Source organism: Qipengyuania nanhaisediminis (genome assembly GCF_900115585.1).
Lineage (GTDB): Bacteria > Pseudomonadota > Alphaproteobacteria > Sphingomonadales > Sphingomonadaceae > Qipengyuania > Qipengyuania nanhaisediminis.
In genome coordinates, this window is the sequence record NZ_FOWZ01000001.1 from 451,137 (window position 1) to 467,532 (window position 16,396).

Genomic DNA, 16,396 nt, shown 5'->3' on the forward strand with positions numbered 1-16,396 from the left:
GGAGGGAGGTAAGCGCCCACCCGCCAAGGTGCAAGTTAGTTGCGCCTGAACTTTGCCCGGTAAAGCGAGGGGTAGAGCCGCTTCAGCGCCGACACCTTGGGCACATCCCAGCGGACGATATACGGATGTCGCGGGTTTTTCGCGGCGAAATCCTGATGGTAAGTCTCGGCAGGATAGAAGGTTTTCGCAGGTTCTATCGAAGTCACGATCGGGCGTGACCAGAGACCGCTTTTCTTCAGCTTAGACAGATAGGCCGAGGCGACAGCGCGCTGTTCGGCTGAAAGCGGAACAAGCTCTGCGTTGTAATGTGCGCCGCGATCCGGACCTTGGCGATCCTTCAACGTCGGATCGGCGATGACCGAGAAGAAGATGCGCAACAACTCGTCATAGCGCACGACGCGGGGGTCGTAGGTGACCTTCACCGCTTCGACATGATCCGTAATGCCGGAGGATACCAGCTTGTAGTCCGCCTGGCGTCTGGTGCCGCCGTGATAGCCTGAAACCGCGCTGGTGACGCCCTTGGTATGGCTGAACACGGCCTCCACACCCCAGAAACACCCGCCGGCAAAGATGGCGGTCTTGAGGCCGGAGCCTTCCTTGGCAATGCGCGAGGCGGCAGGCGCTTCGACGACCCGCTCGGCGGCGAAAGCCGGTTGCTGGCATGCGCTTGCCCCGAACAGGGCGGCTGCGGCAACGAGGGCGGCAACCTTGCGCATCAGAACAGCGCCGGAATAGCTGCTAGCAGCGCCTCTCCGTTCGAAGCGGCGACGACGAGCGCACCGGCAATGAAGCCGATGCCGAAATTGCGATAGAGGTCAGGGGTAAACAGGTTCATGCGATGTCTTTCGGTGTGCCTGGCCATCTGGTTACAGGCACACCGATTGCAACATAGTTAATGCGATGGTTGTAATTCGTTCAGGCGATCAGCCCGCGCATCAGTGACGGAAGTGGCGCATGCCCGTGAACACCATCGCGAGACCCTTCTCGTCGGCGGCGGCGATAACCTCGTCATCGCGGATCGATCCGCCGGGCTGGATGATAGCCGTCGCCCCTGCTTCCGCCGCGGCCAGCAGGCCATCGGCGAAGGGGAAGAATGCATCCGACGCCACTGCACTGCCGACCGTCCGCGGCTGGGACCACTCGTATTTCTCGGCGGCCTCCGCAGCCTTCATCGCGGCGATGCGCGACGAATCGCGGCGGTTCATCTGACCTGCCCCGATTCCGGCGGTGGCGCCGTCCTTGGCATAGACGATCGCATTGGATTTCACGTGCCGCGCAACGGTCCAAGCGAAGAAGCAATCCTTCAACTCCTGCTCCGTCGGCTGGCGCTGTGTGACGACTTTCAGATCGGCTTCGCTGATCGCGCCATTATCGCGCGTCTGAACGAGGAGGCCGCCGGTGATGGGCTTGACCATCAATCCGCCGCGACGCGGATCGGGCAGGTCGCCGGTAACGAGCAGGCGAAGGTTCTTCTTCTTTGCAAAAGCCTCGCGCGCCTCGTCGCTGACAGAAGGAGCGATCACGACCTCGGTGAAAATCTCGCAGATTGCCGCAGCCGTTTCTCCGTCGAGCTCGGTATTGACCGCGACGATGCCGCCGAAGGCCGAAACGCTGTCACACGCGAGCGCGTCATTCCACGCCTCGATCAGGGTCGATGCCTGCGCCACGCCGCAAGGGTTGGCGTGCTTGACGATGACGACTGCCGGGTCGCCGCCCGCAAATTCCGCGCACAGTTCGAGCGCGGCGTCGGCGTCGTTGTAATTGTTGTAGCTGAGCTCCTTGCCCTGCAGCTGTTCCGCCTGTGCGATGCCTTTCGCGTGCGGGCCGACAGGTGTGTAAAGCGCCGCTTTCTGGTGCGGATTTTCGCCGTAACGCAATTCGACCGGGGCCTTGCCGTTGACGGCCAGCATGCCGGGAAAGGTTTCACCCTGGTCGGCGAAAGCGAACCACTGGCTGATCATGCTGTCGTAGGCTGCCGTGGCCGCAAAGGCCTTTGCAGCGCATTTCCGGCGGAATTCGAGCGAGGTAGCGCCACCTTGATCAAGCTCGCCGATCAGCATTTCGTAGTCGGCAGGATCGGTGACGATCGTCACATATTGGTGGTTCTTGGCGGCGCTACGCACCATCGAAGGACCGCCGATATCGATATTCTCGATGATCTCGTCACGCTCCGCTCCCTTGGCCACGGTCGCCTCGAAGGGATAGAGATTGACCACGACGAGATCGATCGCCCCGATCGCGTGCTCCTCCATGGCGGCGGCGTGTTCGGGGTTGTCCCGCACGGCGAGAAGGCCGCCATGGACCATGGGATGCAGCGTCTTGACCCGGCCATCCATCATTTCCGGAAAACCGGTCAGATCGGAGACGTCCTTCACTTCGAGGCCGGCCTCGCGTAGCGCCCTGGCCGTGCCGCCGGTCGAGACCAGTTCCACGCCCTTGCCAGCCAGCGCGGTGCCCAGTTCCACCAATCCGCTCTTGTCGGACACCGAAAGCAGTGCCCGTTTGATTGCCACATCAGCCAAGTGAATTACCCCATTCGTTTGAGCAGCCAGGGGAAGCGTCCCCCGCTGCGGGCGGTCAGCCCTTCGACTACGATCTGCTTCGTTGCATGCGGACGTCCGTGGCCATCGACCCACAGCGAATCCTCGACGCTGCAGCCGGCCTCGCCGCTATCGCCACCGAGGCGGAATTGCCAGTAGCTTGCATCGGGCATGACGAGATGCACGCCGCGCCCGTCCTCTGTCGGCTTGGCCTCTATCCCGCGTCCGAGATGGAAGCGCATGGCATAACCGATCTTGCCGCGCTTGCCCTTGCGGCCCGACGGTTCGAGGACGTCCTCGCCGCGCAATTCCTCGCCCTCGTCCGACAGGATCAGGATGCGGCGGTGGACGAGGCCGAAGCGCGCGGCGTAGCCATTGTGCGCAGCCTCCAGCCTGGTGCCCGACTTCTTGCCCTGCGACAGGGTCTCGCGCGTGAAATCGACCTCTTCGACACCCTTGCCGATCTGGCCGTGCAAGAGGATCGCAGTGGAGTTGGCATCGTCCAATACCATGGTCGAATGGGCCGAAGTGCCCCGCAATCCCTGTTCGATCCGCGCCGGGACCAATGCGCCCGCCAACGCCGCCCCGCCGCAATTGACGATGATGCGCTGCGGCCCGTGCGAGAATTCGAACGCCAGCGTCGATGCACATGCATGGCGCGCATGGCGAGGCTTTGGCGGCGGGGCAGCGTCCAATACCAGCACCGCCTCCTTGGCCTTCACCCTCTGGAAGCCCCACTGTCCGGCTTCTGCCAAAGGGCGGGTCCGAACGCCGCTCGCAGTAACGAGAGCGTCGAGATCGCTCTCGCTCATGGCCGCGCCGCCCTGCCAACTGCCAAGACCGCGATCGCCCATGCGCACACCGAGCAAGGCAGGAACAAGCAGAGCCAGCATCGTGTCGAGGGCCGCAGGCGCTTCTTCGCCGACGGCAGCATAGCAGGCACGGACTTCGACAAGCAGGGCGATCGCATCGGCCTGCGCCGAAGGACAACGCGAGAGGACACCTCCGTCGTCGCTGACCATCTCGCCCAAAGTACGCAGCAGCCCTGCTTCCGCGTAGAGTTTCCGTGCCTTGCCATCGGGCAGGAGCAGACCCGCAGCGAGCATTCCCGACCAGCCGGACGCCTGCGCCAGACGGTCGTCTTCACGCGTCACATTGCGATCGAGCCAGCGAGCCGTGGCCTCGAGCGCCTCGAGGAACCTGGGTTTGTGCTTCTCACCCTCGCCGGTCAGCACGATCGGCGCATGGACCAGCCAGTTGAGCAGCCGGATGCCGGCAAGCTCGACAGTCCAGGCAGGACCCTTCCCCGGCTGCGGGTTCGCCTTGAGCCAGGCAGCAAACATGTCGCCCGCCGTGCCAGCACATTGCGCACGCGGAGCGCTGGACGCGAGATCACGCATCCAGGTGAAGCCATGCACCGCGCGAACGAACGGCGGCGTCATCTTCGACGGCGAACGATAGTCGACCTTGGCAAGCGGATGCTTCAGCCCACCTGCGAAAAACTGCCCGGCCCGCAGGGCGACACCAGCCGTCCGATTGCCTTCAAGCGGGCTTTGCACCGTTCCAAGGAGGCGGGGCTTGGCAGGCTTGCGCAGGGGAGAGGACAGGATCTGCCCGGGCACCCCGAGCTTGTACGCCAGCCGCATTGCAGAATGGAGCGGGCCGCTGCGAGGCGGCTGGAAGTCCGCAAGCACGAGCGCCCGTGCCGGTTCGATTTCCGCTTCCGGTTCATTCACCGGCGCCGGCGTGACGAGTGGTTCGGGCGTATCGCCGAGGGGCAGCGCGACCTGCTCTTCGTCCGACGCATCTTCGCGCGCAACGCTCAGCAGGTCGGCATGCCCTTCCATCATCCAAGCCCCTTCAGGGCTGCGATATTGGATGCGTATTTGTCCGGCCCACCCCTGAAGGTGGCAGACCCAGCCACCAGCACGTCCGCCCCTGCATCGACGCAGAGGGGCGCAGTAGTGGGATCGACACCGCCATCCACTTCAAGGCGGATATCCTTGCCAAGCGCGTCGATCCGTTTGCGGATTGCCTCGATCTTGCGCAGCTGGGAGTGAATGAAACTCTGTCCGCCGAAGCCGGGATTGACGCTCATCACCAGGACCAGGTCGACGTCTTCAAGCAGATAGTCGAGCGCATCGACGCTCGTACCCGGATTGAGGACCACGCCCGCCTTCTTGCCCAGGCCCTTGATGGCTTGCAGCGTGCGGTGGATATGCGGACCCGCCTCGGGATGGACCGTGATGATATCCGCGCCCGCATCTGCGAATGCTTCAAGGTAAGGGTCGATCGGAGCGATCATTAAATGGACGTCGAACGGCTTGTCCGAGTGGGGGCGCAGCGCTTTCACGACGGCCGGACCGATGGTGATGTTGGGGACGTAGTGCCCGTCCATCACATCGATATGGATCCAGTCGGCACCAGCTTCGTCGACTGCACGCACTTCCTCGCCCAGCCGGGCAAAATCGGCGGACAGAATGGAGGGGGAAATCAACGGGGCAGTCATGGGCGCTTTCCGGCGGTTCGCGATGAGCCTGCCTTTCGCCTACGCGCGCGAGCCACCACCCCACAAGCCGCGCGCCCACGCTTTTCCACGATACGGGGTGGAACCGGTGCGTTTTCCCGATAAGGTCGCGAGCATGCCCGCCATCCGAAAGCTTACAGGGAATTTCATCGCGACCGAGGTCGGAGACGAGATCCTGCTGATCGATCTCGATGGTGGTGAGTTGTTTTCGCTGAGCGGTACCGCCCGCGCAATCTGGGATGCTATCGACGGGAGGCGCGATACAAAGGCGATTGCAGAGGCTCTCGCGCCCTCTTTCGATGCGACGGCACAGGCGATAGAGCGGGACGCGGCCGGGCTGGTGAAAGCGCTGGCCGACGTACGGCTGGTCGAGGAAATCAATTGAAATCGGGCTTTTGACCCGCGGCAATGGAATGTTATGATCGGCATCGAAAGGCCCACCAGCATGACCCGAAAGAATGACGACAAAACCGGCAAGGCCCCGTGGCAGCGTCCGGAACTGGTGCGCCTCGGCACGATCCGCGACATCGCTGGCCCGCCCGTTCCTTTTGCGCAAGCTGCCGGAAACAAGCGTTCCTGACGACAAGTCCGCACGATCGGCATGATCGCTGGAATTGTCGATTGGTCCGGGGCACGACCTCCCCACACAAGATCGGTGCTGGATGCAGTTTCGCTCTACGATAGGGCCACGCCGCAAACCCTTCGAAAGGACAGCCTGTTTCTCGCCGCATCGGCGCGAGATTCGATCGGCAATGCGCATGGCGTCGACACGGCTTTCTCCGGCTGGATCGACAACGCCCGAGAGCTAGCGGAGCAGCTTTCAGTCGCGCCCGAAAATCCGGCCGTCCTGTATTCTGCGGCACTGCAAGAATTAGGCGAGCAGGCGGATGAGCTGATTATCGGCTGTTATGCCGCGATTTCACGGCTTCCCGACGGCGCACTTCGCCTGTCTCGCTCGCCTTGGAGTGCGCCGCCCATCTACTACCATGCAACAGCGGAACGCTGCGTTGCATCGCCCCTTTTGCGCGCCCTGTTCGCGGCAAACGCTCCTCGGGAACCGGACTTCGAAAGAATGGTCGACGAGCTCGCCTACGATTGGCGGTCGGACGAGGAAGAGGCGTGGTACAAGGGCATCCGCATGGTGCCGCTTGGCGCCACTGTAACTGTCGCGACGGCGGAGCATCGCACTCGCCGCTGGTACTGCCTGCCTCCGCCTGTCAGCGAAGAAACTTACGATGAACATGCCGCCGTCGAGCGGGCGCGCGAGCTACTGGACGAGGCTGCGAGCAAGGCCTGGGAATGGGCAAGTAAGCCCGCGGTCACATTGTCCGGCGGCCTCGATTCTCCTCTGGTTGCCACGTCGCTTTTGCAAGCCTTGCCGAAAGATCGACGTTTGGCGGCAATTACCTTCGTGCCGGATACCCGTTGGGATGGAACCGCGACTGAAGGCACCATGGGGGACGAAAGCGAATTGGCCAGAACGCTGGTCGCTCAGTACCCACAAATCGATTGGCACGTAGCCGATAACGACATCGGCCCTCCAGATCGTGGTGCGAGAGACGTGTTCGCCGCTTCGGAGGTTTTCGCCCCCGGCCTCGCGAATGTCGGGATGTATCACGGAGTGTATCGCAAGGCGCGCGAGTTGGGATGCGACAGCCTGCTGACAGCGGACATGGGAAATCCGACGATCAGCGACGATGGTCGCTATGCCTATTGCGAATATGCAGCGCCCGGGAAACTGGGACAATTGGTGCGGCTGCTGAAGAACCGTCCCGGCGACAGCCGCAGCTTGTCGCGAAAGTTCATGGCGCTGACCGTCCTGCCCCGTTTACCCCGGCCTATCCGGCGCGCGCTTCGCACCCTGGTACATCCCGGGCGCGCGGACATGGTCGCCTTGCTCACGCCGCTATCGGGCGATGCGCGCAAGCGACAAGCTGCGAGAGCGGAGATGAGGGGAACCAGCTCGGCATGGAGCGACCTCACTTTCGATCGCAGCCGCGAGGAGGCGGTCGAGCGCGAATTGCGGGACGCAGATGGTCCAGCCTTCGATGTCGATCTGGCATTCGAGCAGCTCTATGGCGTGCGCAAACGCGACGTTACGGCCTATCGCCCGCTGATCGAGTTCTGCCTCTCCCTCCCTGCCAGGGCCTTCGCGTGGGATGGCGAAGAGCGGCGGCTCGCTCGCCTCATGGGCATTGGCAGGCTTCCCGAAGCGATCCGCACGAACCGCAAGCATGGCCTTCACAATATCGACTGGCATGCACGAATGACGACCGAGCGCGAGGAAATGCGGCACGTCCTCGAGATTGCGAGGACACACCCCTTCCTGGGCGAAATCCTCGACATAGAAAGGCTGCTAACTCTGATCGACGAGTGGCCGGAACATCCCGGCCACGACATCGAAACGGACTGGCCCCGTATACTGGCATTGCCGCGCGCCATACTCGCCGCGCGCTTCATCGGCCATCTCGAGAATCGAAACGACCTATGAGCGCCGGCTTTGACCCGCGCGCACGCCAAAGCATAGAGGCGTGACGATGGCACTGCGCGAGACATTCAGGCAATTGAGGCAGCCCGCAATGCGGCGAGGCACAATCAACTTGGCCCTCGCATCGTTCGTTTCAGCCGCATCCGAGGGCGCCGGTTTCGTCCTGCTCGTCCCGCTACTCGCTTCTCTCGATGCGACCACCGGGCAGGCGTCCATTCTCCCTACCGGGCTAGAGCTAAAGCTACCGGTCCTCTTGGCACTCTTCGTAGCGCTCGTAGCGCTTCGGGCTGCAGCAGAAGTCTGGCGAGCCTTGAGCGTACAGGATCTCTCGCGCGCGCTGGTCGACAGCCTGCGCATGACGGCCGTGCAAGGCATGCTGGGCGCGCGCTGGCGCTGGCTTTCGGGATTGCGCGAGGGCGAAGCCGAGGCCCTTCTTGTCAGTGATATCAACCGCTGCGCCTATGCGGTGGAAATGCTCGCCAGCCTCGTGCGGCTCACACTCGCGCTTGCCGCCCTCTTGGCAGCGGCGCTCGTCGTTTCGCCGCCTGCAGCCCTTGTCGCAGCCGCGGGCGCGCTTCTGACGTATCTGCTGTTTGCTCCTGTCCGGCGAAGGGCGCGCGCGATCGGGGAAGACCTTTCCGAAAGACATGACGCGATCCACGCAAATCTCTCCAGAACGATGCGCGGGCTGCGGGTCATCAAGAGTTTCGAGAAGGAAAGCGAGCACGCTAGCCTGCTCGACCATGGATTCTCCAGCCTGCGCCGGACCGAGCGCGCCTATATCGGGTCGAATGCGCTGGCCCAGGCGATCCTGCAAATCGGCGGCGCCATTGTGGCGGCGCTCGCAATCTGGGCGGCAGTGGCTAAACTGTCCATTCCGCTGCCCACAGTGCTTACCCTCGCTGCCATTTTCGTGCGCGCGCTGCCGCTGGTCGGCCAGGTGCAGGCCCACGCGCAAGGCTGGGCACATGCTGCGCCGGCTTTCGACAATGCGCGAAGGTTCATCGAGGCCTCGCAGGCTCACACCGACACGGCCGCGAGTGCCCCGGCTCCGAATTTCAGAACCGTCCTCAGCTTGCGTGATGTCGGTGTGCGATTTGCAGGTCGGGAAAGTGCACTCGAACATATCAACATGGAAATCCCGGCAAATTGCCTGGTGGCGATTTGTGGACCATCCGGTTCGGGCAAGAGCACGCTGGCCGATATCTGTTCTGGCCTGACGTCTCCTGATACCGGCACCGTAGCGATAGATGGGACATGTCTGGAGGGCGCTATGCTGCGCAGCTGGCGCAGCCGGACGGCCTATGTCCAGCAGGAACCCGTGATTTTCGGAGGGACCATTCGCGACAATCTACGGTTCGCCGATGCCAAGGCTACGGATGATTGCATGTGGGCCGCGCTGGAGGACGCGCACGCAGGGTTCGTCAGGGAAATTCCCGGTGGGCTCGATTGCCCGGTCGGGGCCACAGGACGAGAGCTTTCGGGTGGCGAGAAACAAAGAATTGCCCTCGCGCGGGCGCTCCTTCGCTCACCCGACCTTATCATTCTCGACGAAGCGACCAGCGCACTCGACAGTGCCAGCGAGAAAGCGATCGCCGAGGCGCTGCGCCGAATGACCAAGAAGACCACCGTCATCGCGATCGCCCATCGCGGCATCCTGCCCGAGCTTGCCGACCAGGTGATCCGGCTGGAGCGTGGCCGAGTGGTGGCACCTTAACAGGTCGAAGAGCGGCAATTCAGGCGTAATTCAGCGCGTTCTGCTATCCAGTATCCAAACCTTCGAGACATGCGCATGCGCCGCCTTCTCGATCCTAGTTAGTAATTCACGGGGCTTTTCATGACTATCAAACCTTTTGCCCTCGCAGGCTCTGCCGCGATCGCATTGGCTGCGATCGCCCCTTCTGCCGTTGCCCAAGCCGGGTACGGCCAAGAAATTAAACATGACCCTGCCCGCTGTCAGAGCGGAAAGCCGGGGGTCTGGGTGAGCGTAACCGACATCAAGGAAAGCAAGGGCACCCTGCGCATCCAGTCGTACCGCGCCACCAAAGCGGACTGGCTTGAGACAGGACGATGGCTCACTCGCATGGAAGTCCCCGCCAAGGCGGGCACGATGCGTTTCTGCATGCCGATAGCGACCCCGGGGACCTATGGCATCGCCGTGCGTCACGATATCAATGGCAATGGCAAGACCGATATCTTCGCCGATGGCGGCGCGATGTCGAACAATCCCAGCCTCAACATCTTCAATCTGGGCAAACCCAGCTACAAGAAGGTCGCCTTCACGGTCGGCCAGGGTGTGGAATCGATCTCGATCCGGATGCGTTATCGCTGATTGCGCCTTGCGCGCCACAATTCCCATGCCGCGCCCGGCATTGCCAGGAGCGGGTGCTTCTCGCGAAACGGCGTCACTTCAAGCGCTATGCCGGTGTGGCGTTCGAGTTTCCACGCACCATAGCGTGCCGCTCCGTCGAAGGTGGTTGTGGCCTTGGCAAGGCGCAGGATATTGAGGGCTTTGCCCAGCCGCTCCCGCTTTCGCCACTGCCGCAGGATTTCCGTTTTCTCCCGATCCGGCAAGTTCGGCTTCAACAACTCTGCATTGCGTTCGAAGGCGATGCCCTGCGCTGACCATGCAAGAGGCAACAGCCCATCGAAATGCGCTTCATTTACCGACAGGATTGAATCCTCGCGGCCCGGCTTTTCGACGCGGAACTCTGCCCGGTAGGTTGCCTGGAAAAGTGCACGCCAGAAATCTTCCGCCCTGCCTTCCTGCGGTCCCAGCGCGGCCGCAAAACGTGCGGCCGTCTTCGCCGCTGCCTCGATGGCATCCAGAACCTCGCCGCGCGCATCTTGGTCCCCGGCAAATACCAGCGCACTCGGCTGGACGAAGCGGGTCCAGATCGTGGTGTCACGGCTCTGGCCGCTGGCGGCCGAGGCGAACTGTTCGAGCGACATGGTCGCGATCTTGGCGCGCAACACCGCTCCGCCATGCACCCATTCGCGGTAGCTGACGCGCGGCCAGATTCGCTCTGCCTGCGAACCTGGAAGCAGGACATAGAAATCCAGCACGCCTTCGAGCGATCCTGTGCGCAGGTTGGAGCCGTAGAACAGCACGGCGCGCGCACCCGCCTCTTCGGCGAGCATGGCCGCATAGGCGGACACTTCATCGCGGACCCCGGCATCGAGCGAGGTTTCGATGCGCTGGCCCAGCGTTCCGGTCACGCGGTCACGAAGGTCAGTTCGGGGCCCTGGCCGATATGGTATCGGCCTGCCGGAAAGTGCTCGCCATCGAGAATGAACGGCGCCTCGAGCTCGATCGAAAAAGCTTCCGCACTGATCTGATGGAGGCCGGCCGAAGAAAGCCAGGCGGGATGCCAACCTGAAAGGATGGCCGGGAGCGAAGCGAAAATACGCCTCCGTGGCCGATCGAGGATCGCGAGCCGGATCGGCGCCTGGTCCTTTGCGAACAACTGGATGCCCATCGGCATTCGCTGAAGCGTGGTGGCCAACATGATATGCCTGCGTCCGGGATCGCCATGCGTTGAATGCGCCATCGCTTCGCCCGATGGCTCGTAGGCAAGCTCCATTGCAGTACCGCGGCGCCACCGGTTCGCATTGCTACCGAAGAGAACCTGCAACACGCCCCAGGCGGCAGTTGCCCCTACCGCAAGGGAATCGAAAAACCCGATCCGGTGCGCATCCTGCCCGGCCTCGATCCCGAGCGTGAATGCGCCCGCGCCGAAGATGAAACCGAGCATCGGGAGTTCGTCGCTGCCTTCGCCGGCGACGGTGAGGGCGCGCCGCTGCACCCGCTTGCCCGAACGAAGCGCTTCGACTGCCGCCGAAAGGCTCCAGTCCGACGGAGCGCCCAAATCGACATTGAGCGCGTTGGTCTTGCCGCGTGGCAGGACGGCTAGTGTCGGCCAATTCTCGCCGAACACGAGCTGGCCCATGGTCAGCACATCGCGGATTGTGCCGTCGCCGCCATTGATGATCAGAAATTCGACACCGTCGTCGCGGAGCTGCGCCAGCGCCTCCGACAACTCGTCCTTCGTCCGCGGCTGGACGACAGTGATGTCGACGCCTTCCACATTCTCCGCCTGCCTGCCCTTGTTGCGATGCGAGCGGGGGTTATGGACCATCGCTATGCGCGGCTTGGCGGCCACGAACGGCGGCTCACTGCCGGGCGTTCGCGTCCCTGCCTCAGGCGCTGTCCGATGGTTGTGAATGGTGCGCTCCATTGCGGTTCGCCGTGGAAGAGGAACCCTCTCGATAGTGCAGCGCTGTCCGGCCTGCAATGCGAGGGTGGGAGAAACGCCCGAAGCAAGTGGCGCACCCGACAGGATTCGAACCTGTGGCCTCTGCCTTCGGAGGGCAGCGCTCTATCCAGCTGAGCTACGGGTGCCTGGCCTTGCCGCCTGGGCGAAGCGGGCGCTTAGCAAGGCCGCTGGCGCCCTGCCAGAGAAATTTCCTCCCCGCCAGCGCGGGGCGTTAGCGATTTGGCAATCGCCGCCGCCTTACACATCGTGTCCATGAACGCGCTCAGCCATGAATTCGACCTTTCGAACGCGACCATGCTTCCGCCGCTGGATCGACGTGCGCCCACTGCGCGCGACCACGCCAATTTGGCGGCACAATGGGAAGCGGTGCACGAGGCCGCCGCGGCTATCGGCGTGCTCGCCCAGCTTGGCCGCCCCGAAGAAAGCGAAGCCGTGACCGGCCTGCCCCGCCGAGCGGCTGCCAAAGGGGGCTACCAGTACGACATGGTCCTTCGGGGCGTGGACGACCTTGCAGCAGTAATGCAGCCAGGCCTGCGCGCGCTGTTGGCCCTAAGCGCCGGCGGCCGGGACACCACCAGCGCAGCGCTCACCCTGTGGCGGGAATTCCATGCCTCGCGCGATGCGATCATCGCCCTCGCTCCCGATTGCTGAGCACTCCCTCGCGCTTGACCGCGTTCCCATTCTGTTCCATTTCGGGGGTATGAGTGATTCCCCCGTCATCGAATCTGCCGAGCGCGCTACAGGCTCCGAAACTGCTGTCGACGTGGCACGCGGCATCGCCCGGCTCTTTGCAAGGAACGATGTCTGGCTGATCCCCGAAGTGCCGTTGCGCAATGGACGCAGGGCCGACCTCATGGGGCTCGACAACAAGGGCCGCGTGGTGATCGTAGAGATCAAGGTCCAGCGCGGCGACCTGCTCGGCGATGGCAAGTGGCCCGATTATCTCGATTTTTGCGACCGCTTCTACTGGGGCCTGCCGCCCGGGCTCGACCGGTCCGTGCTCGAGGGGGATGACTATCGCCCGGATTGCTGCGGCATCATCCTTGCCGATGGCTATGACGGTGAAATCGTCCGGCCGGCCCCGCTCCAGCCGCTGGCAGCCGCCCGCCGCAAGGTCGAGGTGGAGCGTCTCGCCCGGGCCGCAATGCGGCGCATGACCGTTGCCAGCGATCCACACTGTGCGCCCTGGGGCAACGCAGAGTAAGTTCTCGGCTTTTTTTTAATGCATCCTGCGGCATAATGCGCGCGGGATCATGTGGGACGCGATTTTCTTTTCGGCCTTGGCCATGACGGCGATCATCGCCGCGCGATACTTCGCGTCGAGCGGGGTATTCGCGCTCGCGACGCGTTTCCGGCGTCCGGGCTACCACGACCGGCTCGGACCGCAGATACGGCGCGAAATCTCGTGGTCGCTGGTGTCGGCGGCGATCTATGGCATTCCGGCGGGGATAGTCGCCTGGGGCTGGCAGGAACGCGGTTGGACGCAAATCTATACGCAGTGGGACGCAATGCCCCTTTGGTATCTGCCCATCGCGCCGCTGGCCTATCTCGCGCTGCACGACACCTGGTTTTACTGGACGCATCGGTGGATGCATCGTCCGCGCCTGTTCCGCGCCATGCACGCGGTGCATCACGCCAGCCGCCCTCCCACCGCATGGGCAGCCATGAGCTTCCATCCGTGGGAAGCGCTCACCGGTGCCGTCGTCATTCCCGCGCTCGTCTTCGTCATCCCGATCCATATCGCGATGCTTGGCCTCGTCTTGGCCGTGATGACGATCATGGGCGTCACCAATCACATGGGGTGGGAGATGTTTCCCCGCCGCCTCGTTCATTCCCGGTTGGGAGGCTGGCTTATAACCGCCAGTCATCACCAGCGTCATCATGAAGAGTATCGATGCAATTACGGCCTCTACTTCCGGTTCTGGGACCGGCTGTGCAAGACCGATCGCGGTCTGAGCGAACGCGTATGAAAGCCCGGTTCGCCGTGCTGCCGCTATGCGCACTGGCGCTGAGCGCGGGCGCGCCGCCGCCCGCGAAGGATACCGGCGTACGCATTACGGTGAAGGTCACCGACCTGCGCAACGACAAGGGCCTCCTGCGCGCCTGCATGACGACTGCACAAAGCGATTTTCCCGATTGCAAGGATACCGCCAGCATCCACGCTACGAGTGTGAACGCTCGCGAGAGCGGAGTGACTTTCACATTCGATGGAGTGAAGCCCGGCCGCTATGCAATCGCTCTGCTCCATGACGAAAACTCCAACGGCAAGGCCGACCGTGTCCTGGGCATGATGCCGAAGGAAGGCTTCGGTTTTTCGCGCGATGCGCCGGTTCGCATGGGTCCGCCGAAGTTTCGCGACGCCGCATTCGACATGGGAACGAGCGACCGCGAGCTTACGATCAAGATGCGCTATCTGCTGTGATGGTGCGCGCAGCCTAACCGGCATTAACCTTAACCCTATTTTTACTACACCTGCCTCATAGCCTGTCTCGAATACCGTAACTCGCATTCGGGGGCTTTTAAGCGATGGACAGGTTTGGCGGCGCATTTGACGCGCAGGACGCACAGGACCATCTCGACGATTTCGTCGAGGAGGACGGCGTCGATCTCGATCCGCCGCCCTCGCCGGTCGGCCAGGACGAGCGCCGCATGCAGGTGCGCGCCTACAATCACTGGGCCAGCCTGCTCGGCGATGCCAATTATCCCGATATCGAAGATCTCGAACCGGAATTGCTCGACGATTTCGGTCCTTATTCGGTGCTGCTCGATTTCACGAGCGGGGTTGAGAACCCGGCTGTGCGCTTCGTCGGAGACGAATTGCGCCAGGAATGCGACGTCGATGGCGAATTGACGCATCTCGAAGATGTGTCGCCACGCTCGCTGCTGAGCCGGATTACCGATCACTACATGCAGATCATCGCCAACGAGGCGCCGATCGGTTTCGAAGCGGAATTCGTCAACCAGCGCGGCGTGACGATCCTGTATCGCGGCATCCTGCTTCCGTATTCCAGCAATAACGAAAGCATCGACTTCATCTTCGGTGTGATCAACTGGAAGGAATTGGCCGACGCCAAGACTGCCGACGAATTGCTTCTACAGATCGACCAGGCGCTGGCTGGCGAAGACGATCTCGAAGAGAGTGACGACAGCGATATCGACGATGTCCTCGACCTGACGCAGCCGGCTGAGAACCTGTCCGCCGAGGACGATGACGACTGGGACCAGGAAGACGATGTTTTCGATCTCGGCACCGCCGAAGTCGTCGAAGAGGATATCGAAGAGGCGCTGCCGGCTCCGAGCTTCGGCGACACCGGCACGGAGGACCTGCCGGCTCGCAAGGAACGCGGCGTCGATGCCCTGGGCAACCCGCTCGGCAGCCTTGCGCCCGATCCGGGTAGCGAAGATGCCGACATGGACGACGGCGATTTCGATAGCGGCATGAAGACTGCGGCCGACTACGGGCTGCCGGACTGGGACGACGAAGAGATTGAAGACGAAGACGTCGAAGACGTCGTGGATCCGCTTGCCGACGAGAACGCCGGCAGCAGCCTCATGTCGCTGGTGAGCCGCGGCGAACGTGACAAGAAGACCGTCGACCTCAGCACGATCAGCGCCGCGAGCGATCCCCAATCGTCGCCCATTCCGCAGGCCTATGAGCCGGAAGAACCGGCCGAACCCTTCGAGATCGCGGCACATCAACCGTTCGAAGCGCCCGAATTAGCGGAAGAAACGGCGGCTGAATCGGTCGAGCATGTCGACACTGACGACAGCGTCGCACAGCTCGACCTCGAGGGGGCGATCGAGGAAGCGCCAGCCTCCGTTGCGGGCGGGGATGTCGAGGAACTACCCGTTCGGACCGATGATGACCCGATTGTGGTGGAAGCTGCGGAAGACGCTGCCGTCATCGCAGCTGCCGAAGAGGTCGCGCCCGAAGGCCTGTATGATTGCCTGGCTGCGGCACGTGAGCTGGCGCAGGCCGCGCAGAGCACCGAAGACCGCAGCCGCAAGGCACTTTATGCAGCGGTCGGCCTTGCCTACGATTTCAGCCTCGAGGCGCAGAACTCGCCCGAGGACTTTGGCGAGATCATCGCCGACAACGGCCTGACCGTGCAGGATCGCGCGCCGATGACGCCGATCGTGAAGCTGGTATTTGGCGCCGATTACGACAAGACGCGCCTGACCGAATATGCAGCCGTGCTGACCCATGCGCACCGTGTCGGCATCGAACGCGGCCATCTGGCCGAATTCCTGCGCGAGGCAGAGGGCGGCCTTAAGGGCGTCGTCCAGGCAGAGCGCCGTGCCCGCAAGGAAGAACAGGGCAAGCCGGTCGAAGACGATGGCACGGGCATCCGCGAAACGCTGGCGAAGAAGCTGCGCGCGATCGAGCCTGCTCAGCTTGAAGATATCGACGCGGAAGGCCCCGAATTCGCCCTCGTCATGGTGCGACGCACCGAAACGGGTGAACTGGTCGTCGTCGGCGAACTGGAAGAAGATCGTGTGCTGCTCGAAAAGGCGGCCCGCAAACTGCTGGCGAAGTGAACCTTCCCGAATAAGTGCTTGAGAT

16 protein-coding genes and 1 tRNA gene are annotated in these 16,396 nt (G+C 62.9%); 10 read left to right on the top strand and 7 right to left on the bottom strand.

Annotated elements, in window-relative coordinates; genetic code table 11:
• Positions 1–35 precede the first annotated feature (35 nt).
• From msrA to rpe, 4 genes are all read right to left on the bottom strand, one after another.
• Complete coding sequence (msrA, locus tag BM173_RS02255; protein WP_090476916.1) at positions 36–716, bottom strand: peptide-methionine (S)-S-oxide reductase MsrA; 681 nt, start codon at positions 714–716, stop codon at positions 36–38.
• A gap of 219 nt (positions 717–935) precedes the next feature.
• Positions 936–2,522 carry a bifunctional phosphoribosylaminoimidazolecarboxamide formyltransferase/IMP cyclohydrolase gene (purH, locus tag BM173_RS02260; protein ID WP_090476917.1) on the bottom strand — a complete coding sequence of 529 codons (1,587 nt, stop codon included), beginning with the start codon at positions 2,520–2,522 and terminating at the stop codon, positions 936–938.
• 5 nt (positions 2,523–2,527) lie between these two features.
• Complete coding sequence (locus tag BM173_RS02265) at positions 2,528–4,390, bottom strand: heparinase II/III family protein (protein ID WP_090476919.1); 1,863 nt, start codon at positions 4,388–4,390, stop codon at positions 2,528–2,530.
• Complete coding sequence (rpe, locus tag BM173_RS02270; RefSeq protein WP_090476921.1) at positions 4,387–5,049, bottom strand: ribulose-phosphate 3-epimerase; 663 nt, start codon at positions 5,047–5,049, stop codon at positions 4,387–4,389. Before rpe ends, BM173_RS02265 begins: the two co-directional genes overlap by 4 nt.
• A 133-nt stretch (positions 5,050–5,182) precedes the next feature.
• Here rpe and BM173_RS14520 point away from each other — a divergent pair, with 133 nt between their 5' ends.
• The 5 genes from BM173_RS14520 (at position 5,183) to BM173_RS02290 (ending at position 9,887) form a co-directional block, all read left to right on the top strand.
• Positions 5,183–5,452 (top strand): PqqD family protein, encoded by a 270-nt coding sequence (locus BM173_RS14520; RefSeq protein ID WP_177201776.1) that lies wholly within the window; start codon positions 5,183–5,185, stop codon positions 5,450–5,452.
• A gap of 60 nt (positions 5,453–5,512) precedes the next feature.
• Complete coding sequence (locus tag BM173_RS14835; RefSeq protein WP_281247520.1) at positions 5,513–5,647, top strand: hypothetical protein; 135 nt, start codon at positions 5,513–5,515, stop codon at positions 5,645–5,647.
• A 75-nt stretch (positions 5,648–5,722) separates the two neighbouring features.
• Complete coding sequence (locus BM173_RS02280) at positions 5,723–7,558, top strand: asparagine synthetase B family protein (RefSeq protein WP_090476924.1); 1,836 nt, start codon at positions 5,723–5,725, stop codon at positions 7,556–7,558.
• Between the two features lie 109 nt (positions 7,559–7,667).
• Positions 7,668–9,272 (top strand): ATP-binding cassette domain-containing protein, encoded by a 1,605-nt coding sequence (locus BM173_RS02285; protein ID WP_177201778.1) that lies wholly within the window; start codon positions 7,668–7,670, stop codon positions 9,270–9,272.
• Positions 9,273–9,392: 120 nt separating this feature from the next.
• Entirely contained in the window at positions 9,393–9,887 is a 495-nt protein-coding gene (locus tag BM173_RS02290; protein ID WP_090476928.1) for a DUF2141 domain-containing protein, read from the top strand.
• Here the strand turns inward: BM173_RS02290 and BM173_RS02295 are convergent.
• The 3 genes from BM173_RS02295 to BM173_RS02305 form a co-directional block, all read right to left on the bottom strand.
• On the bottom strand, positions 9,878–10,774 hold the full coding sequence (locus tag BM173_RS02295; RefSeq protein ID WP_090476930.1) for a hypothetical protein: 897 nt from the start codon (positions 10,772–10,774) through the stop codon (positions 9,878–9,880). The genes BM173_RS02290 and BM173_RS02295 overlap by 10 nt on opposite strands.
• The gene (locus BM173_RS02300; RefSeq protein ID WP_090476932.1) at positions 10,771–11,793 is read right to left on the bottom strand and encodes a diacylglycerol/lipid kinase family protein; all 1,023 of its coding nucleotides are present in this window, start codon (positions 11,791–11,793) and stop codon (positions 10,771–10,773) included. The genes BM173_RS02295 and BM173_RS02300 overlap by 4 nt, the downstream gene beginning before the upstream one ends.
• Positions 11,794–11,880: 87 nt before the next feature.
• A tRNA-Arg gene (locus BM173_RS02305) sits at positions 11,881–11,957 on the bottom strand.
• 127 nt (positions 11,958–12,084) lie between these two features.
• Between BM173_RS02305 and BM173_RS02310 the strand changes: the two genes are divergently transcribed.
• The 5 genes from BM173_RS02310 to BM173_RS14885 all read left to right on the top strand — a co-directional run bounded on the left by BM173_RS02310 (position 12,085) and on the right by BM173_RS14885 (position 16,371).
• Positions 12,085–12,483: a hypothetical protein gene (locus tag BM173_RS02310; protein WP_090476934.1), complete on the top strand. Its 399-nt coding sequence runs from the start codon at positions 12,085–12,087 to the stop codon at positions 12,481–12,483.
• A 49-nt stretch (positions 12,484–12,532) separates the two neighbouring features.
• Positions 12,533–13,036, top strand: a complete 504-nt coding sequence (locus tag BM173_RS02315) for an MmcB family DNA repair protein (RefSeq protein WP_090476936.1) — start codon at positions 12,533–12,535, stop codon at positions 13,034–13,036.
• Between the two features lie 49 nt (positions 13,037–13,085).
• Positions 13,086–13,802, top strand: a complete 717-nt coding sequence (locus BM173_RS02320) for a sterol desaturase family protein (RefSeq protein ID WP_090476938.1) — start codon at positions 13,086–13,088, stop codon at positions 13,800–13,802.
• The gene (locus tag BM173_RS02325; protein ID WP_090476939.1) at positions 13,799–14,254 is read left to right on the top strand and encodes a DUF2141 domain-containing protein; all 456 of its coding nucleotides are present in this window, start codon (positions 13,799–13,801) and stop codon (positions 14,252–14,254) included. The genes BM173_RS02320 and BM173_RS02325 overlap by 4 nt, the downstream gene beginning before the upstream one ends.
• A 104-nt stretch (positions 14,255–14,358) precedes the next feature.
• On the top strand, positions 14,359–16,371 hold the full coding sequence (locus BM173_RS14885) for a PAS domain-containing protein (protein ID WP_090476941.1): 2,013 nt from the start codon (positions 14,359–14,361) through the stop codon (positions 16,369–16,371).
• Positions 16,372–16,396: the final 25 nt, after the last annotated feature.

What these genes read in the sequence shown, in the direction of transcription:
- msrA (WP_090476916.1), bottom strand. Translation starts at nt 716, where the DNA reads ATGCGCAAGGTTGCCGCCCTCGTTGCCGCAGCCGCCCTGTTCGGGGCA.
- BM173_RS02265 (WP_090476919.1), bottom strand. Translation starts at nt 4,390, where the DNA reads ATGATGGAAGGGCATGCCGACCTGCTGAGCGTTGCGCGCGAAGATGCG.
- rpe (WP_090476921.1), bottom strand. Translation starts at nt 5,049, where the DNA reads ATGACTGCCCCGTTGATTTCCCCCTCCATTCTGTCCGCCGATTTTGCC.
- BM173_RS14520 (WP_177201776.1), top strand. Translation starts at nt 5,183, where the DNA reads ATGCCCGCCATCCGAAAGCTTACAGGGAATTTCATCGCGACCGAGGTC.
- BM173_RS14835 (WP_281247520.1), top strand. Translation starts at nt 5,513, where the DNA reads ATGACCCGAAAGAATGACGACAAAACCGGCAAGGCCCCGTGGCAGCGT.
- BM173_RS02290 (WP_090476928.1), top strand. Translation starts at nt 9,393, where the DNA reads ATGACTATCAAACCTTTTGCCCTCGCAGGCTCTGCCGCGATCGCATTG.
- BM173_RS02300 (WP_090476932.1), bottom strand. Translation starts at nt 11,793, where the DNA reads ATGGAGCGCACCATTCACAACCATCGGACAGCGCCTGAGGCAGGGACG.
- BM173_RS02310 (WP_090476934.1), top strand. Translation starts at nt 12,085, where the DNA reads ATGAACGCGCTCAGCCATGAATTCGACCTTTCGAACGCGACCATGCTT.
- BM173_RS02315 (WP_090476936.1), top strand. Translation starts at nt 12,533, where the DNA reads ATGAGTGATTCCCCCGTCATCGAATCTGCCGAGCGCGCTACAGGCTCC.
- BM173_RS02320 (WP_090476938.1), top strand. Translation starts at nt 13,086, where the DNA reads ATGTGGGACGCGATTTTCTTTTCGGCCTTGGCCATGACGGCGATCATC.
- BM173_RS02325 (WP_090476939.1), top strand. Translation starts at nt 13,799, where the DNA reads ATGAAAGCCCGGTTCGCCGTGCTGCCGCTATGCGCACTGGCGCTGAGC.
- BM173_RS14885 (WP_090476941.1), top strand. Translation starts at nt 14,359, where the DNA reads ATGGACAGGTTTGGCGGCGCATTTGACGCGCAGGACGCACAGGACCAT.